We start from the raw sequence: 16,815 nt of genomic DNA, 5'->3' as shown, positions 1-16,815 counted from the left end.
AGACCCGCATCCGTGCTGGAAGTTATATGCGAGAGCGACGGATGTGGCGTATCGAATGCGCGTCGCCGACCTCCCGCTCGCCCCCGAGTACGTCGACCACTTCGCCGCACAGGGGATCGAGGAGTTGTACCCCCCGCAGGCGGCGGCGGTCGAGGCTGGCGTGTGCGACGGCGACAACGTCGTCGCCGCGGTGCCGACGGCCTCCGGGAAGACGTTCGTCGCGGAGTTGGCGCTCCTCACCGCCGACGGGCCGGGCCTGTACGTCTGCCCGCTTCGGGCGCTGGCACGCGAGAAGTACGAGGAGTTCGACGCCTTGCCCGGCGTCGATGCTGGCATCTCGACGGGCGACTACGACTCGGCCGCGAGCGACCTCGCCAGCAACGACATCGTCGTCGCCACCAGCGAGAAAGTCGACTCCGCCATCCGCAACGGCGCGGAGTGGGTGGCGGACTTGGCGTGCGTCGTCGTCGACGAGGTCCACCTGCTCGGCGCGGCCGGACGCGGCCCGACGCTTGAAGTGACGCTGGCGACGCTCCGGCGGCAGGCACCTGACGTGCAGATCGTCGCGCTGTCTGCCACCGTCGACAACCCCGAGGACATCGCAGACTGGCTGGACGCGGACCTGGTCGAGTCGACGTGGCGGCCGGTCGACCTCCGAGTGGGCGTCCACGCGGATGACACCGTCCGCTTCGACGACGGTACCGACCTCCGCGTGCCGGTCGACACAGCCGACCCGGAGACGAACGCCGACACCGAGGTGACGGCCGAACTGGTTCGCGGAGCGGTCGAAGACGGCGGCCAGGCGCTGGCGTTCGTCCGCTCGCGCCGGGAGGCGGAGGCGCTGGCTGACCGCCTGCGCGAGGAGCGCCTCTCGAACGCTGTCGTCCCCGACGGCGCGACCGACGACCCCGCGATGGCGGCCGCGGAGGTGGCAGAGGAAGTCCGCGAGGCGGGCGCAACCGGCACCGGCGAGCGACTCGCGGAGTCGGCCGCGTGGGGCGTCGCGTTCCACCACGCCGGCCTCTCGTCTGACCACCGGGCGCTCGTCGAGCGGGCGTTCCGCGAGCGCCGTCTCGCGGTCATCTGCGCGACGCCGACGCTCGCGGCGGGCGTGAACGTCCCCGCACGGCGGGTGGTCGTCCGCGACCAACAGCGGTACACCGGGTCGGGAACCGAGTGGCTGCCCGTCCTCGAAGTCCACCAGATGTGCGGGCGGGCGGGTCGCCCCCACCTCGACCCGTACGGCGAGGCGGTCCTCGTCGCCGGCGACGACGAGGGCCGCGAGGACCTGTGGGAGCGGTACGTCACCGCCGACGCCGAGCGAGTCGAGTCGAAACTCAGGGACAGAGGTGCGCTGCGAACCCACACGCTGGCGCTCGTCGCCACCGGCTTCGCGGGGTCACAGGCGGAGGTACTCGACGCGTTTGCAGGCACGTTCTACGCCTCGCGCACGCCGAACCCGGACCTGGGCGGCGTCGTCGGCGACGCCATCGCGTCGCTCATCGACGACGGCCTCCTCGCACCCACCGACGACGGCATCGAGGCGACGCCGCTCGGCGAACAGGTGTCCCGGCAGTACGTCACTCCCGAGACCGGGGTTCGTATCGTCGAGGGCCTGCGGACGGTCGAGGCGATGGACCCCGACGACGTGACTGAACTCACCGCGCTGGAGATCGTCTGCGACACGCCCGATATGGTGGACACGTATCTCGGAAACGCCGAACGCGCGGACATCTACCAGTACGCACGATCCAACGCGGCGCACCTCACGACGGAGATGATGGAGGCCGACGACTTCGAGGGGTGGCTCGAGTCGGTGAAGACCGCCCGCATCCTCCGCGAGTGGGTCGAAGGCGCGAGCGTCGAGGAACTGGTCGACGCCTACCGCATCGGGCCGGGCGACCTCGAATCGCGGATCGAGCGTGCAGAGTGGCTGCTCGGTGCCGCGGACGCCCTCGCCGAGGTGGTCGGCGTGTCGATGCCGGCGTTCTCGTCGACGCGGGCGAGACTCTGAGCGGCGTCACTCTCCTCGCTCGTACGCGCCCGCCTTTCGCAGTTCGCCCGCCCGTTCGAGGACGCTCGGGGTGCGGCAGACGCCAGATTCGCCGGCCGCCTGCGGGACGACGCAGTTGTTGCAGTCTTCACAGACGACGCGTGCGTCTGCCTCGGCCAGCAGTCGCGCCGGGAGGCCCGGTTCGGCGTAGAACGGCCGCGCCATCCCGACGGCGTCGGCCGCGGCGTCGGTTGCGACGGCGCGGCCGTGGTCGTCCTCCTCACCGAGAAGCCCCTCGATAGTCGGTCGGTCGCGGATCCCGCCCTCGCAGAACACGGGCACGTCGACTCGGTTTCGAACGCGCTGACAGAGGTCGGCGTTCCACGCCGTCTCCCGCGTGTAGACGAGTGACTCGGCCCAGTTTGCGGCGGCGACGAGCGCCGCCCGCGGGCGCGACCCGAAGGCGTCGACGTACCCCTCGCGGAAGCGTTCGTCGCGCCACGAGCGACCGGGGAACGCCCCGCGGATGATGCTCATGTCCCAGAAGACGGAGCCGTTCACCGGGACGAGGGCGTCGTAGCCCGCCGCCTCCAGTCGTTGGCACAGGCGAACACAGTCGGCGGCCGATAGCGCCGCCCCGATTCCCGGTGGAGCCTCCGTCTCGGCGGGCACTTTCGTCATCACCGGAATGTCGCCCGTGCGATCGCGGATAGCCGCGAGGAGTACCTCGAAGAAACGCGCAGGGTCGCCGAACTCGTCGTCACGGCGGTTGTAGAACGGAGAGGCGAACTGGTGGACGATGCCCATATTCGCGCCCGCGACGTGGATCAGGTCGTACCCGGCGTCGACGGCGGCGGCCGCCGCCCGCCCGAAGTCGGCGGCGAGTTCGTGACACTCCGCCGTCGAGAGGACGTGCGCGTCGTACGCGAGGAAGCCGAGGCGGTCGAGTAGGCGCAACGGTCGCGGCGGGTCCGACACCGCGAGTTGCCGCACGTCGGGATTTCGGTCACGGTAGCCCGCGTGCCACGTCTCCATCGAGCGCAGACCGCCGTGTTCCAACTGGATCGCGATCCGACCGCCGTGGTCGTGGATCGCGTCCGTGAGACGCGAGAGGTCGGCGACGAACTCGGGGTCGTGGACGCGAGTCATCCCCGGCGCTGCACACCCGCCCTCGCCACGGACGATGGTTGCGCCCTGACAGACGAGTCCCGCACCGGCGGCCGCGGCGGGTTCCAGATCCGCGATCAACGTGTCGACCGCGTCGGGGCCGTTGCCCGCGTGTTCGAGGAGGGGAGCGCGATAGAGACGGTTGGGGAGCGTGACGCCCCCGACGTCGAGGGAGTCGGTGAGGTGCGGCACGTAAACTCGTACCACGCTCACCGACAAGAACGCTCGCCCGACACGTCGAACGCGTCGGCAGGTTCATCGGGCCCGCGTCGGCAGGGGGAGTATGCCCGGCGACAGCGCCCCCTCGAACGGCCTCGGCGACGACACGAACGCGACAGAACCGACGGACGACAGCCCCGGCCCGACGCCGTTTCGCTACCAAGCGGAGGTCGACCCCGGCGAGACACGCCACTTCCGCCACGAGGTCGGCGAGACGTACCTGGGCGACTCCGTCGAGATACCCGTCACCGTGATCAACGGCGAACACGACGGCCCGACGGTGTTTCTGACGGCGGCCATCCACGGCGACGAACTCAACGGGGTGAAGGTGTTGCAGGAGGTAGCCGACGGCTACGCCCCCGCACAGATCCACGGGACGCTCGTGTGTCTCCACGTCTGCAACGTCCCTGGCTACCTCGCCCAACAGCGGTATCTCCCCATCTACGATCAGGACCTCAATCGCTCGTTCCCCGGAAAGCCGCGGTCGAACACGGCCGAGCGGATGGCCAACGCCATCTACGAGACGTTCATCAAGCAGTGCGACCTGGGACTGGACTTCCACACGTCCACGCGCGGGCGAACGACGATGTATCACGTTCGCGCCGATATGAACCGCCCCGAAGTCGCTCGCCTCGCGCGGGCGTTCGGGAGCAACGTCGTCCTCTCAGGAGAGGCCGACGGCGGGAGCCTGCGCAGCGTCGCCTCCACCGCCGGAATCCCGACCATCACCATCGAGATGGGTCGGGCCCACCGCTTCCAGCCGGAACTGATCGAGCGCGGACTCGAGGGCGTCGAGAGCGTCCTCGCCGAGTTCGACGTGCTCCCCAACAGGTCGGTCATCTATCCCGGGTGGCGCCGCATCGTCGACGCCGCGAACGACAAGACGTGGCTCCGCGCGGACACCGGGGGACTCGTCGATATGGAGTACGACGCGCCGCTGGTGTACGAGGGCGACACGGTCTGCACCATCACCGACCACTTCAAGACGCGCGAACGGGCGATCCGCGCACCGTTCACCGGCCTCGTCGTCGGCGCGTTGCAGAACCCCGTCGCCGCGCCCGGCCACCCGCTGTGTCACCTCGTGAGCGTCGACGAGGAGACGGCCGCCGAGATTCAGCGAGAGATCGACAGCGGGGAGTTTTCGGAGCGACCGTGGGCGTAGGCGCACCTCGCGTGCGCCGTCCCTCACGGTCGGTTCGAACAAGACGGCCCTGGGCCTGAGCGCGAGGCACGAGCATTGCGAGTGCCTCGATGCGAACGGCGAACGAAGTGAGCCGTGAGCGAGCGACTGCGATCGAGTCTCCCCACGGCCGCCCGCGACCGCTCACTCCGCGTCGCCGACCTGTTCGTGTGTGTGGTGGTAGAACTGCACCACCGGCTTCCCGTCGTCGCCAGCGACGGGTTCGAAGCAGACCCGGCGATACCGCTCGTTGTCGAGGAGATTCACCAACAGGCCGGCGTCGTGGACGGAGACGGAGTCGTAGTCGGCCCCGCAGGTCGGGCACGTCGCGGGAGCGTCGTCGGGGACGCGCACGAGTGAACGATGGGCGCGGTAGCGAAAAGCGGTTCGCCGGTGGCCGTGGACAGACAGCGCGTGACGCTCAGCAGGCCCCACCGCCCGCACCGCCGGCCGCCCCTGCTCCCGCACAGGACGCGCCCGCGGCCCCCGCGGCGGCGGCCATCGCCGCGGTGCTCCCGCCGGTGACGACGGCGGCGTTTGCAGTTCGGCTGTAATCTTCGGGCTCACCCCACGCGACGGGGGCCACCTCGTCGTCGATGTCGTCGGCGTCCTCGACGGCGCGGCGGAGGTCCGCGAGCGAGAACCCAGCGTCCGTCGCGTAGCGGTCCACGAGGGCGTCGGTCAGGAGGACGCGCCGGCACGCTTCGGCCTCAAACAGTTCGTCACCGTCGAAGGTGAACTGCACGTCGTAGTGGCGGACGAACACGTCGTCGAACGGCCCCTGCACCGCCTCGGCCGCGAGGCCGACCAGGTCCCACACGCGGTCCATATCGGGGTTCTCGACTTCTTCACCGAGCGAGAAGCGCGCGATAGGCACGACGACCGGTTCGCCGTCTGGTCCCTCGTTGACCACGGCGACGCCGGTGACGCCGCAGTCGTCGACCGACCGGGCGCTTGCGTCGACAGCCTCGCGGAGCGCCTCGTCGGCCGCCTCCTGGCGAGATTCGAGGTCGACCTGTTCGTCCGGCGTCTCCGATCCGAGCAAGCGTTCGAGCAGGGAGGGCATCACCCGCCGATAGCGACGGCGGGGGCTTCGGCGTTTCGGCCACCTGCGTCGTCAGTACGCCACGTCGAGTCTACGCCGCGTCGACAGCCTGGCGGACGGTCTCGTACTCCTCGTCTGAGTAGGCGATGAAGCGCACGTCCGACAGCGAGTCGGCGTCGAACGCGCGTATCTCCTCAGCGATGACCCGTGCGCCCTCCGCGAGGTCGTAGCCCGCGACACCCGCTCCGAGCGCAGGGATCACGAGCGACTCGCAGTCGCGGGCGTCGGCGGCTTCGAGGGCGTTTCGCGCCGCGTCGCGGATGCTCGCTTCGGTCGCCTCCCCGTCGCCGTAGTGTGGCATCGCCGCGGCGTGGATGACGTACTCGGCGTCGAGGTCGAACGCCCCCGTCACGGCCGTCTCACCGAGGTGGACCGGGCCGGCGGCGACGGCTGCCTCCTGGAGTTCCTCGCCGCTGACGCGGCGGAGTGCCCCAGCGACGCCGCTCCCCATGTGGAGGCTCGTGCCCGCGGCGTTCACCAACGCATCGGCGGACTCGTCGGCGATGTCGCCTTGGATGACGGTGAACTCCATATCCGCCAAGTCGGACCTCGCGAGTGAAAACGTTGATCCGAGGCTGGGATCAGTCCCGTCGCGGTCGGTGAAGGTGTCGGCCTACTCCGCGTCCTCGCGGCCGTGCGGGTCCACCGCCTCGGGGTCGTCGACGGCGGGGTCGTGGCGCTCGTACCACGCGGTGAGTTCTTCGAGGCGGTGGATGGCACGGTCGGGCGTGCCGATGTTGTGGTGTTCGTTCTCGTAGAGGACCAAGCGGGCCTCGACGCCCTGCTTCTTGGCGGCGACGTACAACTGCTCGCTTTGACTCGGCGGGCACCGCCAGTCCTCCTGCCCGGCGGTGACGAGCAACGGCGTCTCGACGTTCCCCACGTCCGTGATGGACGACGATGCGTCGATACCCTCCGGGTTCTCCCACGGGAGGCCGTACTCGTTCTCCATCCAGATGTGTGAGTCGTCCGTCCCGTACGCCGAGCGGAGGTCGTAGATGCCGTGTTCGGGCGCGGCCGCGGTGAATAGGTCAGGTTCCTGCGTGACGAGGAAGCCCTGCGCGATGCCGCCGTAGGAGAAGCCGTAGCCGAACACGCGGTCGTCGTCGACCCAGCCACGGTCGACCACGTCCGCGACGCCGTTGGCGATGTCGGTCACCTCGTGGGTGCCCCACTGCCCCTTCAGCGACTCGGCGAACTCGCGGCCGTACGAGGAGCCACCGCGGTAGTTCGGACGGAGGACGACGTAGCCACGACTCGTCAGCGCCGCGTGGTCGAAACTGAACACGGGTTCGTCGTAACTGATGGGCCCGCCGTGGATGGCGACGACCAGCGGGTGGTCGCCGTCGTCCAAGTCCACGTCGGGGTCGTGGTAGACGATGCCCGAGATGGTCTCGCCGTCACTCTCCCACTCGATACGCCGGGATTCGGGCATCGCGTACTCGTCGGTGAGGTCGTCGTTCACCTCGGAGAGGCGCGTCAGCGACGCGGCCTCGCTCTCTTCGTCCGCGCCGAGGTCCGCCGCGTCGACGCCGTACACGTCCTGGCCGTCGCTCGGCTGGGAGAAGACGAACGCCGCTCGCTCGCCGTCTGCGGAGAGGTCGAACGCGCCCATCGCGCGGTCGTCACCCTGTGCCTCGAAGGTGCGCTCGGTGGCGTCGCCGCCGTCGGCCGTCGCGTCGAGGCGCATCAGGCGCGTGCGGGCCTCGTCTGCGAACAGCGAGTACAGCGTGTCGTCGTCGCTCCAGACCGGCGTGCCGCCGCGGGCGACCGTCCGGTCTAGATCCGCCGTCAGCGACTCGTACTCGCCGCCCTCGTACAGGTACACCTGCGTCGGGATACACCAGTTGACGGGGTCGCCGCCGAGGAAGGCCAGTCGCTCGCCGTCGGGGGACCACACCGGCGTGTTGGCCGAGAGGTCGCCGTCGGTGAGTTTTCGCAGGCCCGTGCCGTCGGGTGCGATGGAGAACACGTCGCGAACGAGCGTGTCGTCGGGGTTATCCTCCCGGCAGGAGGTGAACGCGATGCGGTCGTTCGCGCCCCAGTTCGGCTGGAGGCCCGAGAGGTCTTGGTAGGCGCCGCCGCCGTGGGCGTCGTCGAGTCGCTCCGCCTCGCCCGTCTCGGCGTCGACGACGTGGAGGTACGTGCGGACGGTGTCGGTGTAGCCGACGCCGTCGAGTTTGTGCTGAAGGCGCTCCGTCTCGACTGGCTTGCCCTCCTTGCGGCCGTCGAGATACGCCTGCTGTGCGTCGGTCGGGTCGCGCGCGGCGACGACGAGGCGGTCGCCGTCCGGCCCCCAGTCGAGTTCCTCCGCACCCTCGTCGAAGTCGGTGACCTGCCGGGCGTCGCCGCCGAGTGCGAGGTCGAACAGCCACACCTGCGAGGTGGGTTCGTCGTCACCGTTGCCACCGCCGTTTGCGGCCGCTTCGGCGTCTTCCTCGTCCGCGTCGTCGTCCTCGTCGTCGTCCTCGTCGTCGCGGCCGACCCTCCGGTCGGTGTCCTCATCGCGGGCGGCGACGAACGCGAGGCGGTCACCATCGGGGGCCCAGGTGGGCGAAGACGCCCCAGAAACGCGGGTGAGGCGGTGTGGGTCGCGCGAGCCATCGGCGGGCGCGACGAACAGCGAACCGACCGGTTCGTCGGCCTCGGCGTCGTACTCGGTGGTCGTGAACGCGACCCGGTCGCCCGTCGGCGAGACAGCCACCTCGCCGACCTGCGTCAGGTCGTAGTACGCCTCGAGCGGGAGTTCCGACATGCTCCGTGGGTTCGGTCGCCGCCGGAAATACGTTCGCCATCCGGTTGCCTCGGCCGGGAGTCGACTCGCGAACCGACGGTCTCAAAGCGGTGACAGGCACACTCGTCGGTATGAACGACGAGCGTGTCGACGCCGACGCGTGGGAGCGGTCGGGCGTGCCGACGCCCGAGGCGCTCACCGCGACGGCGGAGGCGGCGGTGCGGGCAGCCGGCGACTACCTCGCCGAGCGGTTTCGCGACGGCGGGACGGTCGGTGACTTCCAGACGGACGACGTGAAAGCGGAGGCCGACGAGGCGGCCGAACGACGCGTGTTCGACCGCATCCACGAGGACTTCCCGACCCACTCGCTGCACGGCGAGGAGTCCGGGCGGCCGGGCGAGGGGCCCGTCGAGTGGGTCGTCGACCCGTTGGACGGGACGAACAACTACGCCATCGACTACCCCTCCATCGCGACGGCGGCGGCGGCGCGCGTCGACGACGAGACGCTCGTGGCGGCCATCTACGAACCGCTTGTCGACGACTGCTACGTGGCGGTACAGGGCGACGGCGCGACGCTCGACGGCGACCCGCTGACGACGACGCCGCGGGACCGCCCGCTGGACCGTTCGACTGTCTCGCTGGTGGTCGGCCTGCCCGCCGTCCGCGACGACGCCCTCCACGCGGAGACGCGGGCGGTCCGCACGGCGCTGACAGAGCGCTGTAAACGGGTACTCGAGACGTGGTCGCCGTGTGTCGACTGGGGGCTGCTCGCCCGGGGGAGCATCGCTGGCATCGTCTGTGCGTATCCCGACCCGTTCGAACAGGAAGCGGGCGAACTGCTCGCGAGTGAGGCTGGCGTCGTCTCCACGAGCACGGACGGCTACTACGTCGGCGCGGTCGACGAGGAGACGCTGGACGCACTCGTCGAGTCGCTTCCGGCGCACGCGACCGAGTGAGCGTCACGACGTCGCAAGCGGCGGCGAGTGACTCGCTGCGCTACGGTCGATTCCGGAGGTAGCGGAAGCCGAGCACCCCACCGAGCGCCGGCACCGCGAGGACCGCGAGGTACGGCAGAGCGTACGCCGTCACGACGATCAACCCTCGGCCGAGGACGATGACGCCGTTGACCGATTCGAGAAACGCCTCGGTCACGGGCGTGTCGTACCACTGACTCTGCTCGGGCGGTTCGTAGTCAGGCCGTGGCTCCCGCAGTTCGACCACGATGGTCGAGTAGGCGACCTGTCGCTCCAGGTTCTGGAGTTGTGCCTCCGTGCGCTCGATTTCGGTTTGCACGTCCGAGAGTTCCCGCTGGACCGCGAGGACGTCCTCGGTGTCGTTGGCCTCGTCGTACAGTTCACGCAGGCGGTCGCGTTCGGCGCGGAGGCTCTCCAGTCGCGCCTCCAGATCGACCACCTGGTTGGTCACGTCGCGCGTCGACTCGTCGAACGAGCGCACCTCGCCGGTGCCTCTGACCCCCTCGACGGCCCCCGAGTAGTTGCCCGACGGAATTCGGAGGACGATGCGGCCCTCGGTCCACGTCTGGTTGCCCTCGCCGCGGACGACCTGGTTCGTGCTTCCGACGTAGCCGCCGCGGTCGTTCGCGAGGGCGACGAGCGACGACCGGGCGGTCGAGAAGTTCTCGACTCGGAGTTCGACCGTCGCTTCGTAGATGATGGCGCGATTCTGTACCTGTGCGTTCACGCCGCCGGCACCGTCGTCACCGCCGGCGGAGGCGTCTGCGGGCGTCGACTCCGCGGCGGCTTCGCTACCACCGGTAGCCCCGACGTCTGCGCCGCCGTCGGCGGCGTTCGAACCGCCGCCCGCGCCGGCACACCCGGCGAGGACGACGAGGAGGGCGAGACACACGACCGCGAGTGGACCACGTCGCATACGACCCGCTTCCACGCCCCTCTCCGTAATTGCTCGGTACGCTCAAAAGGCCGTTTGACCCTTCACTGTGCGGCCCGTTCTTCCCATATGAAGCGACGCCTGCTGTCGATGCGGTGGCGCGACGCCCTGTTCGCCCACTGGGCCGTCGACCCCGAGACGGTCGCCGCCCGCCTGCCAGATCCCCTCTCGGTGGCGACGTACGACGGCGACGCGTACCTCGGCGTCGTCCCGTTCGATATGACCGACATTCGCCCGCGTGGGTCGCCCGTCGGCCTGTCGTTCCCCGAACTCAACCTCCGTACGTACGTCACGGACGGCGACGTGAGCGGGGTGTACTTCTTCAGCCTCGATGCCGCCGACCCCGTCGGCGTCGGCGTCGCGCGGTCGCTGTTTCGACTGCCGTACTACCGCGCGTCGATGGACGTGACGCGCGACGGCGACCGGGTTCGCGTCAGGAGTGAACGGACGGGTCGGCGCGACCACCCGGCCGACTTCGACGCGACGTACTGGCCGACCGGCGAGGCAGTCACGCCCGAACCGGGGAGTCTGGAGGCGTTCCTCGTCGAGAACTACCGCTTCTACACAGAGGGCCGCGGCACCATCTACTACGGCGACATCGACCACGATCCGTGGCCGCTTGCGCCTGCGGAGTGGGAGGTACGGACAAACGACCTGTTCGCGGCTAACGGCTTTGCCGAACCGACGGATGACCCCATCCTCCACTACTCGCCCGGCGCGGACGTGACCGCAGACCGCATCCGGCGTCTCGACACCGACGCGACCAGCGACCGTGGCCGCGCGGTCGACATTCCCGTCGTCGACGCTGACTGACCCCCACAAGGCACTTTACGGGCGTCACGGGAGGTCCGATCGATGCGTCCCCGCAGCGCCCTCCTCGCGGCGGCGACGGCCCTCCTTCTCGTGACTGCCGGATGCGTCTCCACGCCCGGCGGGCCGTCGACGCCGACCGACTCTCCGACCGAGGCATCGCCCGACGCGGCCACCTCGACCGCTGCGTCCGCGACGACCGTTCCGGGCACGCCGCTCGACTGGCCGGACGGCCCGAAGAAACGCCCGGATCGGCCCGAGACGCTTACCGAGTCGAGCGTCCGCGAGTTCGTGAACACCACCGAGTACCGCTACGTCTACAACTCGCTGTGGTACGACGACACCACCGAGGTCGACGCCGAGTGTGAGGTCGACTCGGTCACCCGCGAGTCGGGTGCGTGGCGCGCGGTCGTCACCTGCACGGCCTACTCCAACACCGGCGGCGGGCCACGGGAGAACGGCACCGGCACGTCGACCGTCGTGCACGCCGACTACTTTACGCAGACGTGGGTCTACTGGGTGACCGAAGACTCGGTCCACCGGGTGGAGTCCGGCGAGTGAGCGCCCGCGGTCGGTCGGACCTCACTCGGGCAACTCGTGGAGGAACGTCTGGAACTCCGCGGTACGTCCGTCGGGGTCGTCCGCGAAGAACTGGTAGATGTCGTATCGCTCGTTGACGTGCGGGTCCTCGCGGGCGGCGTCACCGACGCGGTCGTGCATCCGGTCGACGCCGGCGCGGTCGTCGTAGACGAACGTGAGAATACCCTCGGTTTCGGTGTCCGCCTCGTCGTCCACCTCACAGAAGCCGAAGCGGAAGCCGCCGTGGTCGAGGATGGTACAGCCAGGCTGTTCGAGCCACACGGTCGCGCCGACCGTCTCGCAGTACCAGTCGACGACACGGTCGCGGTTCGCAGTGCGGAAGAAGACGAGGCCGCCAGGGTGAGACATACACGGCGCTCGTCCGCCGGGGCCGAATCCTTTCGGGTCGAGAGTGACCGTGTCGCCAGTGTGGACAGCAGTCAGACACTTGTGTCGCCGGCGACGAACGAGCGGGTGTGCCGTCTGCGCTACGAGCCCTGACTCGCCTCCACCACTACCTCTACCCGGTCGTCGGCGTCTGCGGCCTGTCGGCGACAGTGCTACTGTCGCGTCCGGGGGCCCACGTCGCAACTATTGGGCCGGTCCGGTTCGACCCGTTCTACGCGTCGCTCGTCGCGTTCGGGGCGCTACTTGTCCTCTCGCTGACCGACGAGTACGATCCGGCGGACTATAGGCTCGATTCGTCCGACGAGAAGGAGTAGTCGGCGTGCGTCCCGCTTATCGCGCGTCCTCGATGACCGTGCGGAAGGTCTCCGCACGCTCGGTGATGGCGTCGAAGTCGCCGGCGTCGACCAACTCGCGGTCGACCAGCGCCGACCCAGCACCGACGCACGTCGCGCCCGCCTCGATGTAGTCGGCGGCGTTGTCGGGCGAGACGCCGCCGGTCGGCATAATGTCGATGTGGCCGAGTGGCCCCTTCAGCGCGGCGACGTGTGACGGGCCGACCGTCTTCGCGGGGAACACTTTCACCATATCCGCACCGGCCTCGTACGCCTCGACGGCCTCCGTCGGCGTCATCACGCCCGGCGCACACAGCACGCCGTAGCGGTTGCACGTCTCGACGACGCCCGCGTCGAAGGACGGAGAGACGACGAACTCCGCGCCGGCGGCGATAGCCGCCCGTGCGGTCTCCGAATCGAGGACGGTCCCCGCGCCGACGAGGACGTCGTCGCCCAGTTCCTCCGAGAGCGTCGCAATCATCTCGGTCGCGCCCGCGGTGTCGGCAGTCACTTCCAGCGCCGTCACGCCGCCGGCGACGAGCGCTTCGGCCGTGTCGACGACCGTCTCCGGCTCCGCACCGCGCATCACCGCGACGATACCCGACTCGCGCATCGCCGCGAACGCATCACTCGTACTCATACCCGAGTAACGATTCGGGTGGAGAATAAAACCGGTGGATGCGCGGGTCTCGCCGCGCAGTCGCTCGGTTCGGGGTCAAATCGAGACTCCCCACGAGCGCGCGGAAATCGCGACGAAACCGAACGACTGGATTCGTGTGGGCGAGCCATACACCCAACCGCGAGCGCCATATCACCGCCCGACACTTCCCCGAGGTGATGGAGACGCAGACGGGAGCGAGCGGTCCCGACTACGAAGAACTGTATCGGAGCGTCGTTCCCTCCGTCGTCTCGGTGTACGCCGACGGCGGCGGTGAGACGCGAGGGGCGGGATCGGGGTTCGTCTACGACGAAGCGCACGTCGTCACGAACGACCACGTCGTCGGTGACCGGCGGACGGTTCGTGTCCGCTTCGCAGACGGGTCGTGGCTAGAGGGGACGGTCGTCGGCGTCGACGCCTACACCGACCTCGCGGTGGTCGAGGTGCCCCGGATGGACGCCGCACCGTTGCCCATCGCGACCGAGGAGTCGATTCCGGGGCGGCCGGTCGCCGCACTCGGGAACCCGATGGGACTCGACGGGTCGATTACGGCTGGCATCGTCTCGGGCGTCAACCGCTCGATGCCGATGCACGGCGGGTTCGCCGTCCCCGATGTGGTGCAGACGGACGCCGCGATCAATCCCGGGAACTCCGGTGGCCCCCTCGTGGCTGCGACCGCCGACGGCAGGTACGAAGTCATCGGCGTCAACCGTGCGAAAGGTGGCGACAACATCGGCTTCGCCATCTCGGCGCGGCTGATCCGGCGGGTCGTCCCGACGCTCATCGCCGACGGCCTCTACCGCCACCCGTACCTCCGGGTGCGGACGATGGACGTGACGCCCGTCGTCGCGGAGGCGAACGGCCTCGCGGAGACGGGCGGCGTCCTCGTCGTCGACATCGGCAAGCGCGGCCCCGCCGGCGGCGACGATGGCCTCCGAGCGTGTAGCCGAACGGCTGTCCTCGGCGACCGCGAGATACCCGTCGGCGGCGACATCGTCGTGGCCGCGGACGACGAACCGGTCCGAACGCACGAGGAACTCGTCCGGCACCTCATCCTCCACGGCGAACCCGGCGCGACCGTCTCGCTGTCGGTGTACCGCGAGGACGAAACGGGCACGCGGACCATCGAGGTCGAGTTGGCCGAACGGCCAGCGACGGCCGGGACCGTGCCGGTTCGATAGCTCCGGTACGAACCGGCGGTCGACGTCCCAGCCGCCGGTCGAATCGACAGCCAGCCCGCCTCGGACGTCTACCGAGCGCCAGCGTGGACGCGCTGACTTCGCTCGTGAACTGACCCAACTAGCGCACCGATGGGGACGACAAGCCACGCCGAGACGAGCAGCGCCGTGAGTGCGACGAGTCCACCGAATCCGAGCGCGTCGAACACCCCCGTAGCGACTTCGGGTGCGACGAGTTTGCCGGTCGTGCCGACCGTCCGGCCGGTCTCGGCGACTGCGAACACGACCGCGAAGGCGGTACCCGCGAGGACGTACGCGAGGGTGGCGGCGACGACGCCGGCGACCGTGCCGAATCGGGGGACAGTCGTCGGGAAGACGCGCCACGTCAGGGCCCCCGCGAGGAACGCCGCTGGGAGGACGAACGGGAGTGCAAGCAGCGCTGCGACTCCGAGGAACCCCGTCCCGAAGCTGAGGAGGTCGAGGCCGGCCGTCACGAGGGCAAACAGGAGGCAGCCGCCGAGCGCGGCGTAGACACCGGCGTAGCCGCCGCCGACGTCGCGGCGGCCAGCGAACGGGAGCCGACCAGGTCCGTACCGTCGGTAGTACTGCACGGACCGGTCGAGGAAGTCGTTGGCCATACCGAGCGTTCTCCCGTGGGCGTAATAGTCATTTCCCCGACACGATCCGCCCCCGACGCGTCACTCCCCGCGCGGCACCGCGACCGCGCCGACGACAAACGCCACGAGCGCCAACGCCGTCAGAATCGCCAGATTCCCGACCGCACTCAGCCCCGCCAGTCCGGGTCCCGTCGGCGCTTCGAACGTGAGCGCACGGACGCCGCGAGCGAAGTAGGTGAGCGGCGAGAGATTCACCACCGGGAGGAACCACTCGGGGAGCAGGTCTGGCGAGACGAACGTCTCCGAGAGAAAGAGGAGGGGAAGCGCCACCGAGTTCGAGGCGGCGATGACGCCGTCTTGCGTGTCAGACACCCGCCCGAGGACGGAGCCGACGCCGCAAAACAGCACAACGCCGAGGACGACGAACGGGACGAGCAACAACAGGTCGGCGGAGACGGGAATCTGTGCGCCGGTGACGAGCGTGACGAGCGCGAACACCAACAGCGAGGCGAGACCGATGACACCGACGTTGACGAGCGTGTGCGCCAGCAGCCACTCTCCCCGGGTCAGCGGCGTCGTCGCCAGTTTCTCGAAGCGGTGGCCGTCGCGGTGGCGGGCGATTTCGGAGCCGACACGCGACAGCGGCGTGAACAGCACGACCGTCGCGAGATACCCCGGTAGGTAGTAGGCGTCCGGTTGCGCGAACAGGCCGCCACCGCCCGGTTGCGTCCGCACGAGGACGCCGAAGATGAGCACGAGGAGGAGCGGGAAGAAGAACGTGAAGAACACCGCCGTCCGGCGGCGGAGGAACGACCGCGTGGCCGCGACCGTCTCCGCGCGAATCCGCCCGACGCGACTCATCGTTCCACCTCCGTCGTCGCGGCGTCGCCACCGGCAGCACCGGACGCATCGTCGGCAGCGGTCGAGGAAGCACCGTCCTCGGTGCCGTCACCGCCAGTCGCCTGTACCGCGCTCGCGCCGGGCGTGTACGCTCCCTCGAACGTCTCGCCCGTCAGCCTGAGGTACACGTCTTCGAGCGTCGGTTCCGTCCACGTCAGCGAGTCGTACTCGACGCCCGCGTCGCCGAGAGCGGTGACCGCCGCTCCCAGATCGGTGGGGGCCACGTCGCCGACGACGAGTTCCTCCTCGCCCACCTCGACGGCGAATCCAGCCTCTCGGAGTGGGTCTGCGCCGGCGGTCACCGCCGGGCCGGTGACGACCAGTCGCGTGGGGCCGCCGTGGTCGGCCACCAACTCGGCCGGCGTCCCCACCGCGACGAGGTCGCCGTCGCGCAACAGGCCCACGCGGTCGGCCAGTCGCTCGACCTCTTCCATCGAGTGACTCGTGAGGAAGACGGTGACGCCGCCGTCCGCGAGCGACTCGATCAGCGACCACAGCGAGCGCCGGCCAGCCGGGTCGATGCCCGTCGTCGGTTCGTCGAGAAACAGCACGTCGGGGTCGTTGACGAGGGCGGTCGCGACACAGGCGCGGCGCTTCTGCCCGCCCGAGAGGTGCTCGTACCAGGTGTCGGCGGCGAGGCCCACGTCCGCGAGGACGTCGTCGACGGGGCGCGACTCGTCGTAGAGGCCGCCGTAGTAGGCGACCAACTCGCGGGCAGTGAGGCGGTCGGGCGGCCCGAACTCCTGCGGGAGCAGACCGAGTCGCGAGCGGTCGGACTCGCGGGCGGGCGTCCCGAACAGTTCCAGCGTCCCGTCGGCGTCGGTCGTGCCGGTGAGCGCGCGCACGAGCGTCGTCTTGCCCGCGCCGTTCGGCCCGATGAGGCCGAACACTTCGCCCTCGCGAACCGACAGCGAGACGCCGTCGAGTGCGACCGTCTCGTCGTATCGTTTCCGGGCGTCGACGGCGCGGACGACCGTCGCGTCGTTCATACCCACGCTCCGAGCGTCGCGGAAGTAAGGGTGCCGAA

Annotated in this window: 18 protein-coding genes; 7 read left to right on the top strand and 11 right to left on the bottom strand. The window is 69.7% G+C overall.

Annotation, left to right across the window (positions count from 1 at the left end):
- Window positions 1–55: 55 nt before the first annotated feature.
- Window positions 56–2,014, top strand: a complete 1,959-nt coding sequence (locus tag P0D77_RS05790; RefSeq protein ID WP_277555295.1) for a DEAD/DEAH box helicase — start codon at window positions 56–58, stop codon at window positions 2,012–2,014.
- A gap of 6 nt (window positions 2,015–2,020) precedes the next feature.
- Here P0D77_RS05790 and P0D77_RS05785 read toward each other — a convergent pair whose 3' ends face one another.
- Window positions 2,021–3,352: an oxidoreductase gene (locus tag P0D77_RS05785; protein WP_277555294.1), complete on the bottom strand. Its 1,332-nt coding sequence runs from the start codon at window positions 3,350–3,352 to the stop codon at window positions 2,021–2,023.
- Between the two features lie 91 nt (window positions 3,353–3,443).
- Here P0D77_RS05785 and P0D77_RS05780 point away from each other — a divergent pair, with 91 nt between their 5' ends.
- A complete protein-coding gene (locus P0D77_RS05780; RefSeq protein WP_277555293.1) occupies window positions 3,444–4,541 on the top strand; it encodes a succinylglutamate desuccinylase/aspartoacylase family protein in 1,098 nt (365 codons plus the stop codon).
- Window positions 4,542–4,703: 162 nt separating this feature from the next.
- Here the strand turns inward: P0D77_RS05780 and P0D77_RS05775 are convergent, their stop codons facing one another.
- From P0D77_RS05775 to P0D77_RS05760, 4 genes are all read right to left on the bottom strand, one after another.
- Window positions 4,704–4,913, bottom strand: coding sequence for a DUF8145 family protein (locus P0D77_RS05775; protein ID WP_277555292.1), 210 nt, complete (start codon window positions 4,911–4,913; stop codon window positions 4,704–4,706).
- A 67-nt stretch (window positions 4,914–4,980) separates the two neighbouring features.
- Window positions 4,981–5,625, bottom strand: a complete 645-nt coding sequence (locus tag P0D77_RS05770; protein ID WP_277555291.1) for a hypothetical protein — start codon at window positions 5,623–5,625, stop codon at window positions 4,981–4,983.
- A 70-nt stretch (window positions 5,626–5,695) separates the two neighbouring features.
- Window positions 5,696–6,196, bottom strand: coding sequence for a macro domain-containing protein (locus P0D77_RS05765; protein ID WP_277555290.1), 501 nt, complete (start codon window positions 6,194–6,196; stop codon window positions 5,696–5,698).
- Between the two features lie 81 nt (window positions 6,197–6,277).
- On the bottom strand, window positions 6,278–8,419 hold the full coding sequence (locus P0D77_RS05760) for a S9 family peptidase (protein WP_277555289.1): 2,142 nt from the start codon (window positions 8,417–8,419) through the stop codon (window positions 6,278–6,280).
- 110 nt (window positions 8,420–8,529) lie between these two features.
- Between P0D77_RS05760 and P0D77_RS05755 the strand changes: the two genes are divergently transcribed.
- The gene (locus P0D77_RS05755; RefSeq protein WP_277555288.1) at window positions 8,530–9,354 is read left to right on the top strand and encodes an inositol monophosphatase family protein; all 825 of its coding nucleotides are present in this window, start codon (window positions 8,530–8,532) and stop codon (window positions 9,352–9,354) included.
- A gap of 40 nt (window positions 9,355–9,394) precedes the next feature.
- Here the strand turns inward: P0D77_RS05755 and P0D77_RS05750 are convergent, their stop codons facing one another.
- Window positions 9,395–10,288 (bottom strand): DUF4349 domain-containing protein, encoded by an 894-nt coding sequence (locus P0D77_RS05750; RefSeq protein ID WP_277555286.1) that lies wholly within the window; start codon window positions 10,286–10,288, stop codon window positions 9,395–9,397.
- Between the two features lie 87 nt (window positions 10,289–10,375).
- On the opposite strand from P0D77_RS05750, the gene P0D77_RS05745 reads away from it, so the two are divergent.
- Together P0D77_RS05745 and P0D77_RS05740 are read left to right on the top strand one after the other, a co-directional pair.
- Window positions 10,376–11,119 (top strand): YqjF family protein, encoded by a 744-nt coding sequence (locus P0D77_RS05745; RefSeq protein ID WP_277555285.1) that lies wholly within the window; start codon window positions 10,376–10,378, stop codon window positions 11,117–11,119.
- A gap of 42 nt (window positions 11,120–11,161) precedes the next feature.
- Window positions 11,162–11,677: a hypothetical protein gene (locus tag P0D77_RS05740; protein ID WP_277555284.1), complete on the top strand. Its 516-nt coding sequence runs from the start codon at window positions 11,162–11,164 to the stop codon at window positions 11,675–11,677.
- Window positions 11,678–11,698: 21 nt separating this feature from the next.
- On the opposite strand, the gene P0D77_RS05735 is transcribed toward P0D77_RS05740, so the two are convergent.
- Window positions 11,699–12,064, bottom strand: coding sequence for a VOC family protein (locus tag P0D77_RS05735; RefSeq protein WP_277555283.1), 366 nt, complete (start codon window positions 12,062–12,064; stop codon window positions 11,699–11,701).
- Between the two features lie 107 nt (window positions 12,065–12,171).
- Between P0D77_RS05735 and P0D77_RS05730 the strand changes: the two genes are divergently transcribed.
- Window positions 12,172–12,417 (top strand): hypothetical protein, encoded by a 246-nt coding sequence (locus P0D77_RS05730; RefSeq protein WP_277555282.1) that lies wholly within the window; start codon window positions 12,172–12,174, stop codon window positions 12,415–12,417.
- 16 nt (window positions 12,418–12,433) lie between these two features.
- Here the strand turns inward: P0D77_RS05730 and P0D77_RS05725 are convergent, their stop codons facing one another.
- A complete protein-coding gene (locus tag P0D77_RS05725; protein ID WP_277555281.1) occupies window positions 12,434–13,075 on the bottom strand; it encodes a bifunctional 4-hydroxy-2-oxoglutarate aldolase/2-dehydro-3-deoxy-phosphogluconate aldolase in 642 nt (213 codons plus the stop codon).
- A 197-nt stretch (window positions 13,076–13,272) separates the two neighbouring features.
- On the opposite strand from P0D77_RS05725, the gene P0D77_RS05720 reads away from it, so the two are divergent.
- The gene (locus P0D77_RS05720; RefSeq protein ID WP_277555280.1) at window positions 13,273–14,274 is read left to right on the top strand and encodes a S1C family serine protease; all 1,002 of its coding nucleotides are present in this window, start codon (window positions 13,273–13,275) and stop codon (window positions 14,272–14,274) included.
- 68 nt (window positions 14,275–14,342) lie between these two features.
- Here P0D77_RS05720 and P0D77_RS05715 read toward each other — a convergent pair whose 3' ends face one another.
- The 3 genes from P0D77_RS05715 to P0D77_RS05705 are packed head-to-tail and all read right to left on the bottom strand — an operon-like array spanning window position 14,343 to window position 16,777.
- A complete protein-coding gene (locus tag P0D77_RS05715) occupies window positions 14,343–14,909 on the bottom strand; it encodes a hypothetical protein (RefSeq protein WP_277555279.1) in 567 nt (188 codons plus the stop codon).
- A 60-nt stretch (window positions 14,910–14,969) separates the two neighbouring features.
- Window positions 14,970–15,749, bottom strand: coding sequence for an ABC transporter permease (locus tag P0D77_RS05710; RefSeq protein ID WP_277555278.1), 780 nt, complete (start codon window positions 15,747–15,749; stop codon window positions 14,970–14,972).
- Window positions 15,746–16,777 carry an ABC transporter ATP-binding protein gene (locus tag P0D77_RS05705; protein ID WP_277555277.1) on the bottom strand — a complete coding sequence of 344 codons (1,032 nt, stop codon included), beginning with the start codon at window positions 16,775–16,777 and terminating at the stop codon, window positions 15,746–15,748. Before P0D77_RS05705 ends, P0D77_RS05710 begins: the two co-directional genes overlap by 4 nt.
- Between the last annotated feature and the right edge of the window lie 38 nt (window positions 16,778–16,815).

It is taken from the genome of Halobaculum limi, from assembly GCF_029490015.1.
GTDB lineage: Archaea > Halobacteriota > Halobacteria > Halobacteriales > Haloferacaceae > Halobaculum > Halobaculum limi.
The sequence above is the reverse complement of the archived record's forward strand: the minus strand, read 5'-3'. Positions and strand labels throughout refer to the sequence as shown.

Coding starts and splice junctions, on each gene's coding strand:
- P0D77_RS05790 (WP_277555295.1), top strand. CDS start 56: ATGCGCGTCGCCGACCTCCCGCTCGCCCCCGAGTACGTCGACCACTTC.
- P0D77_RS05780 (WP_277555293.1), top strand. CDS start 3,444: ATGCCCGGCGACAGCGCCCCCTCGAACGGCCTCGGCGACGACACGAAC.
- P0D77_RS05770 (WP_277555291.1), bottom strand. CDS start 5,625: ATGCCCTCCCTGCTCGAACGCTTGCTCGGATCGGAGACGCCGGACGAA.
- P0D77_RS05765 (WP_277555290.1), bottom strand. CDS start 6,196: ATGGAGTTCACCGTCATCCAAGGCGACATCGCCGACGAGTCCGCCGAT.
- P0D77_RS05760 (WP_277555289.1), bottom strand. CDS start 8,419: ATGTCGGAACTCCCGCTCGAGGCGTACTACGACCTGACGCAGGTCGGC.
- P0D77_RS05755 (WP_277555288.1), top strand. CDS start 8,530: ATGAACGACGAGCGTGTCGACGCCGACGCGTGGGAGCGGTCGGGCGTG.
- P0D77_RS05750 (WP_277555286.1), bottom strand. CDS start 10,288: ATGCGACGTGGTCCACTCGCGGTCGTGTGTCTCGCCCTCCTCGTCGTC.
- P0D77_RS05745 (WP_277555285.1), top strand. CDS start 10,376: ATGAAGCGACGCCTGCTGTCGATGCGGTGGCGCGACGCCCTGTTCGCC.
- P0D77_RS05740 (WP_277555284.1), top strand. CDS start 11,162: ATGCGTCCCCGCAGCGCCCTCCTCGCGGCGGCGACGGCCCTCCTTCTC.
- P0D77_RS05735 (WP_277555283.1), bottom strand. CDS start 12,064: ATGTCTCACCCTGGCGGCCTCGTCTTCTTCCGCACTGCGAACCGCGAC.
- P0D77_RS05725 (WP_277555281.1), bottom strand. CDS start 13,075: ATGAGTACGAGTGATGCGTTCGCGGCGATGCGCGAGTCGGGTATCGTC.
- P0D77_RS05720 (WP_277555280.1), top strand. CDS start 13,273: ATGGAGACGCAGACGGGAGCGAGCGGTCCCGACTACGAAGAACTGTAT.
- P0D77_RS05715 (WP_277555279.1), bottom strand. CDS start 14,909: ATGGCCAACGACTTCCTCGACCGGTCCGTGCAGTACTACCGACGGTAC.
- P0D77_RS05710 (WP_277555278.1), bottom strand. CDS start 15,749: ATGAGTCGCGTCGGGCGGATTCGCGCGGAGACGGTCGCGGCCACGCGG.
- P0D77_RS05705 (WP_277555277.1), bottom strand. CDS start 16,777: ATGAACGACGCGACGGTCGTCCGCGCCGTCGACGCCCGGAAACGATAC.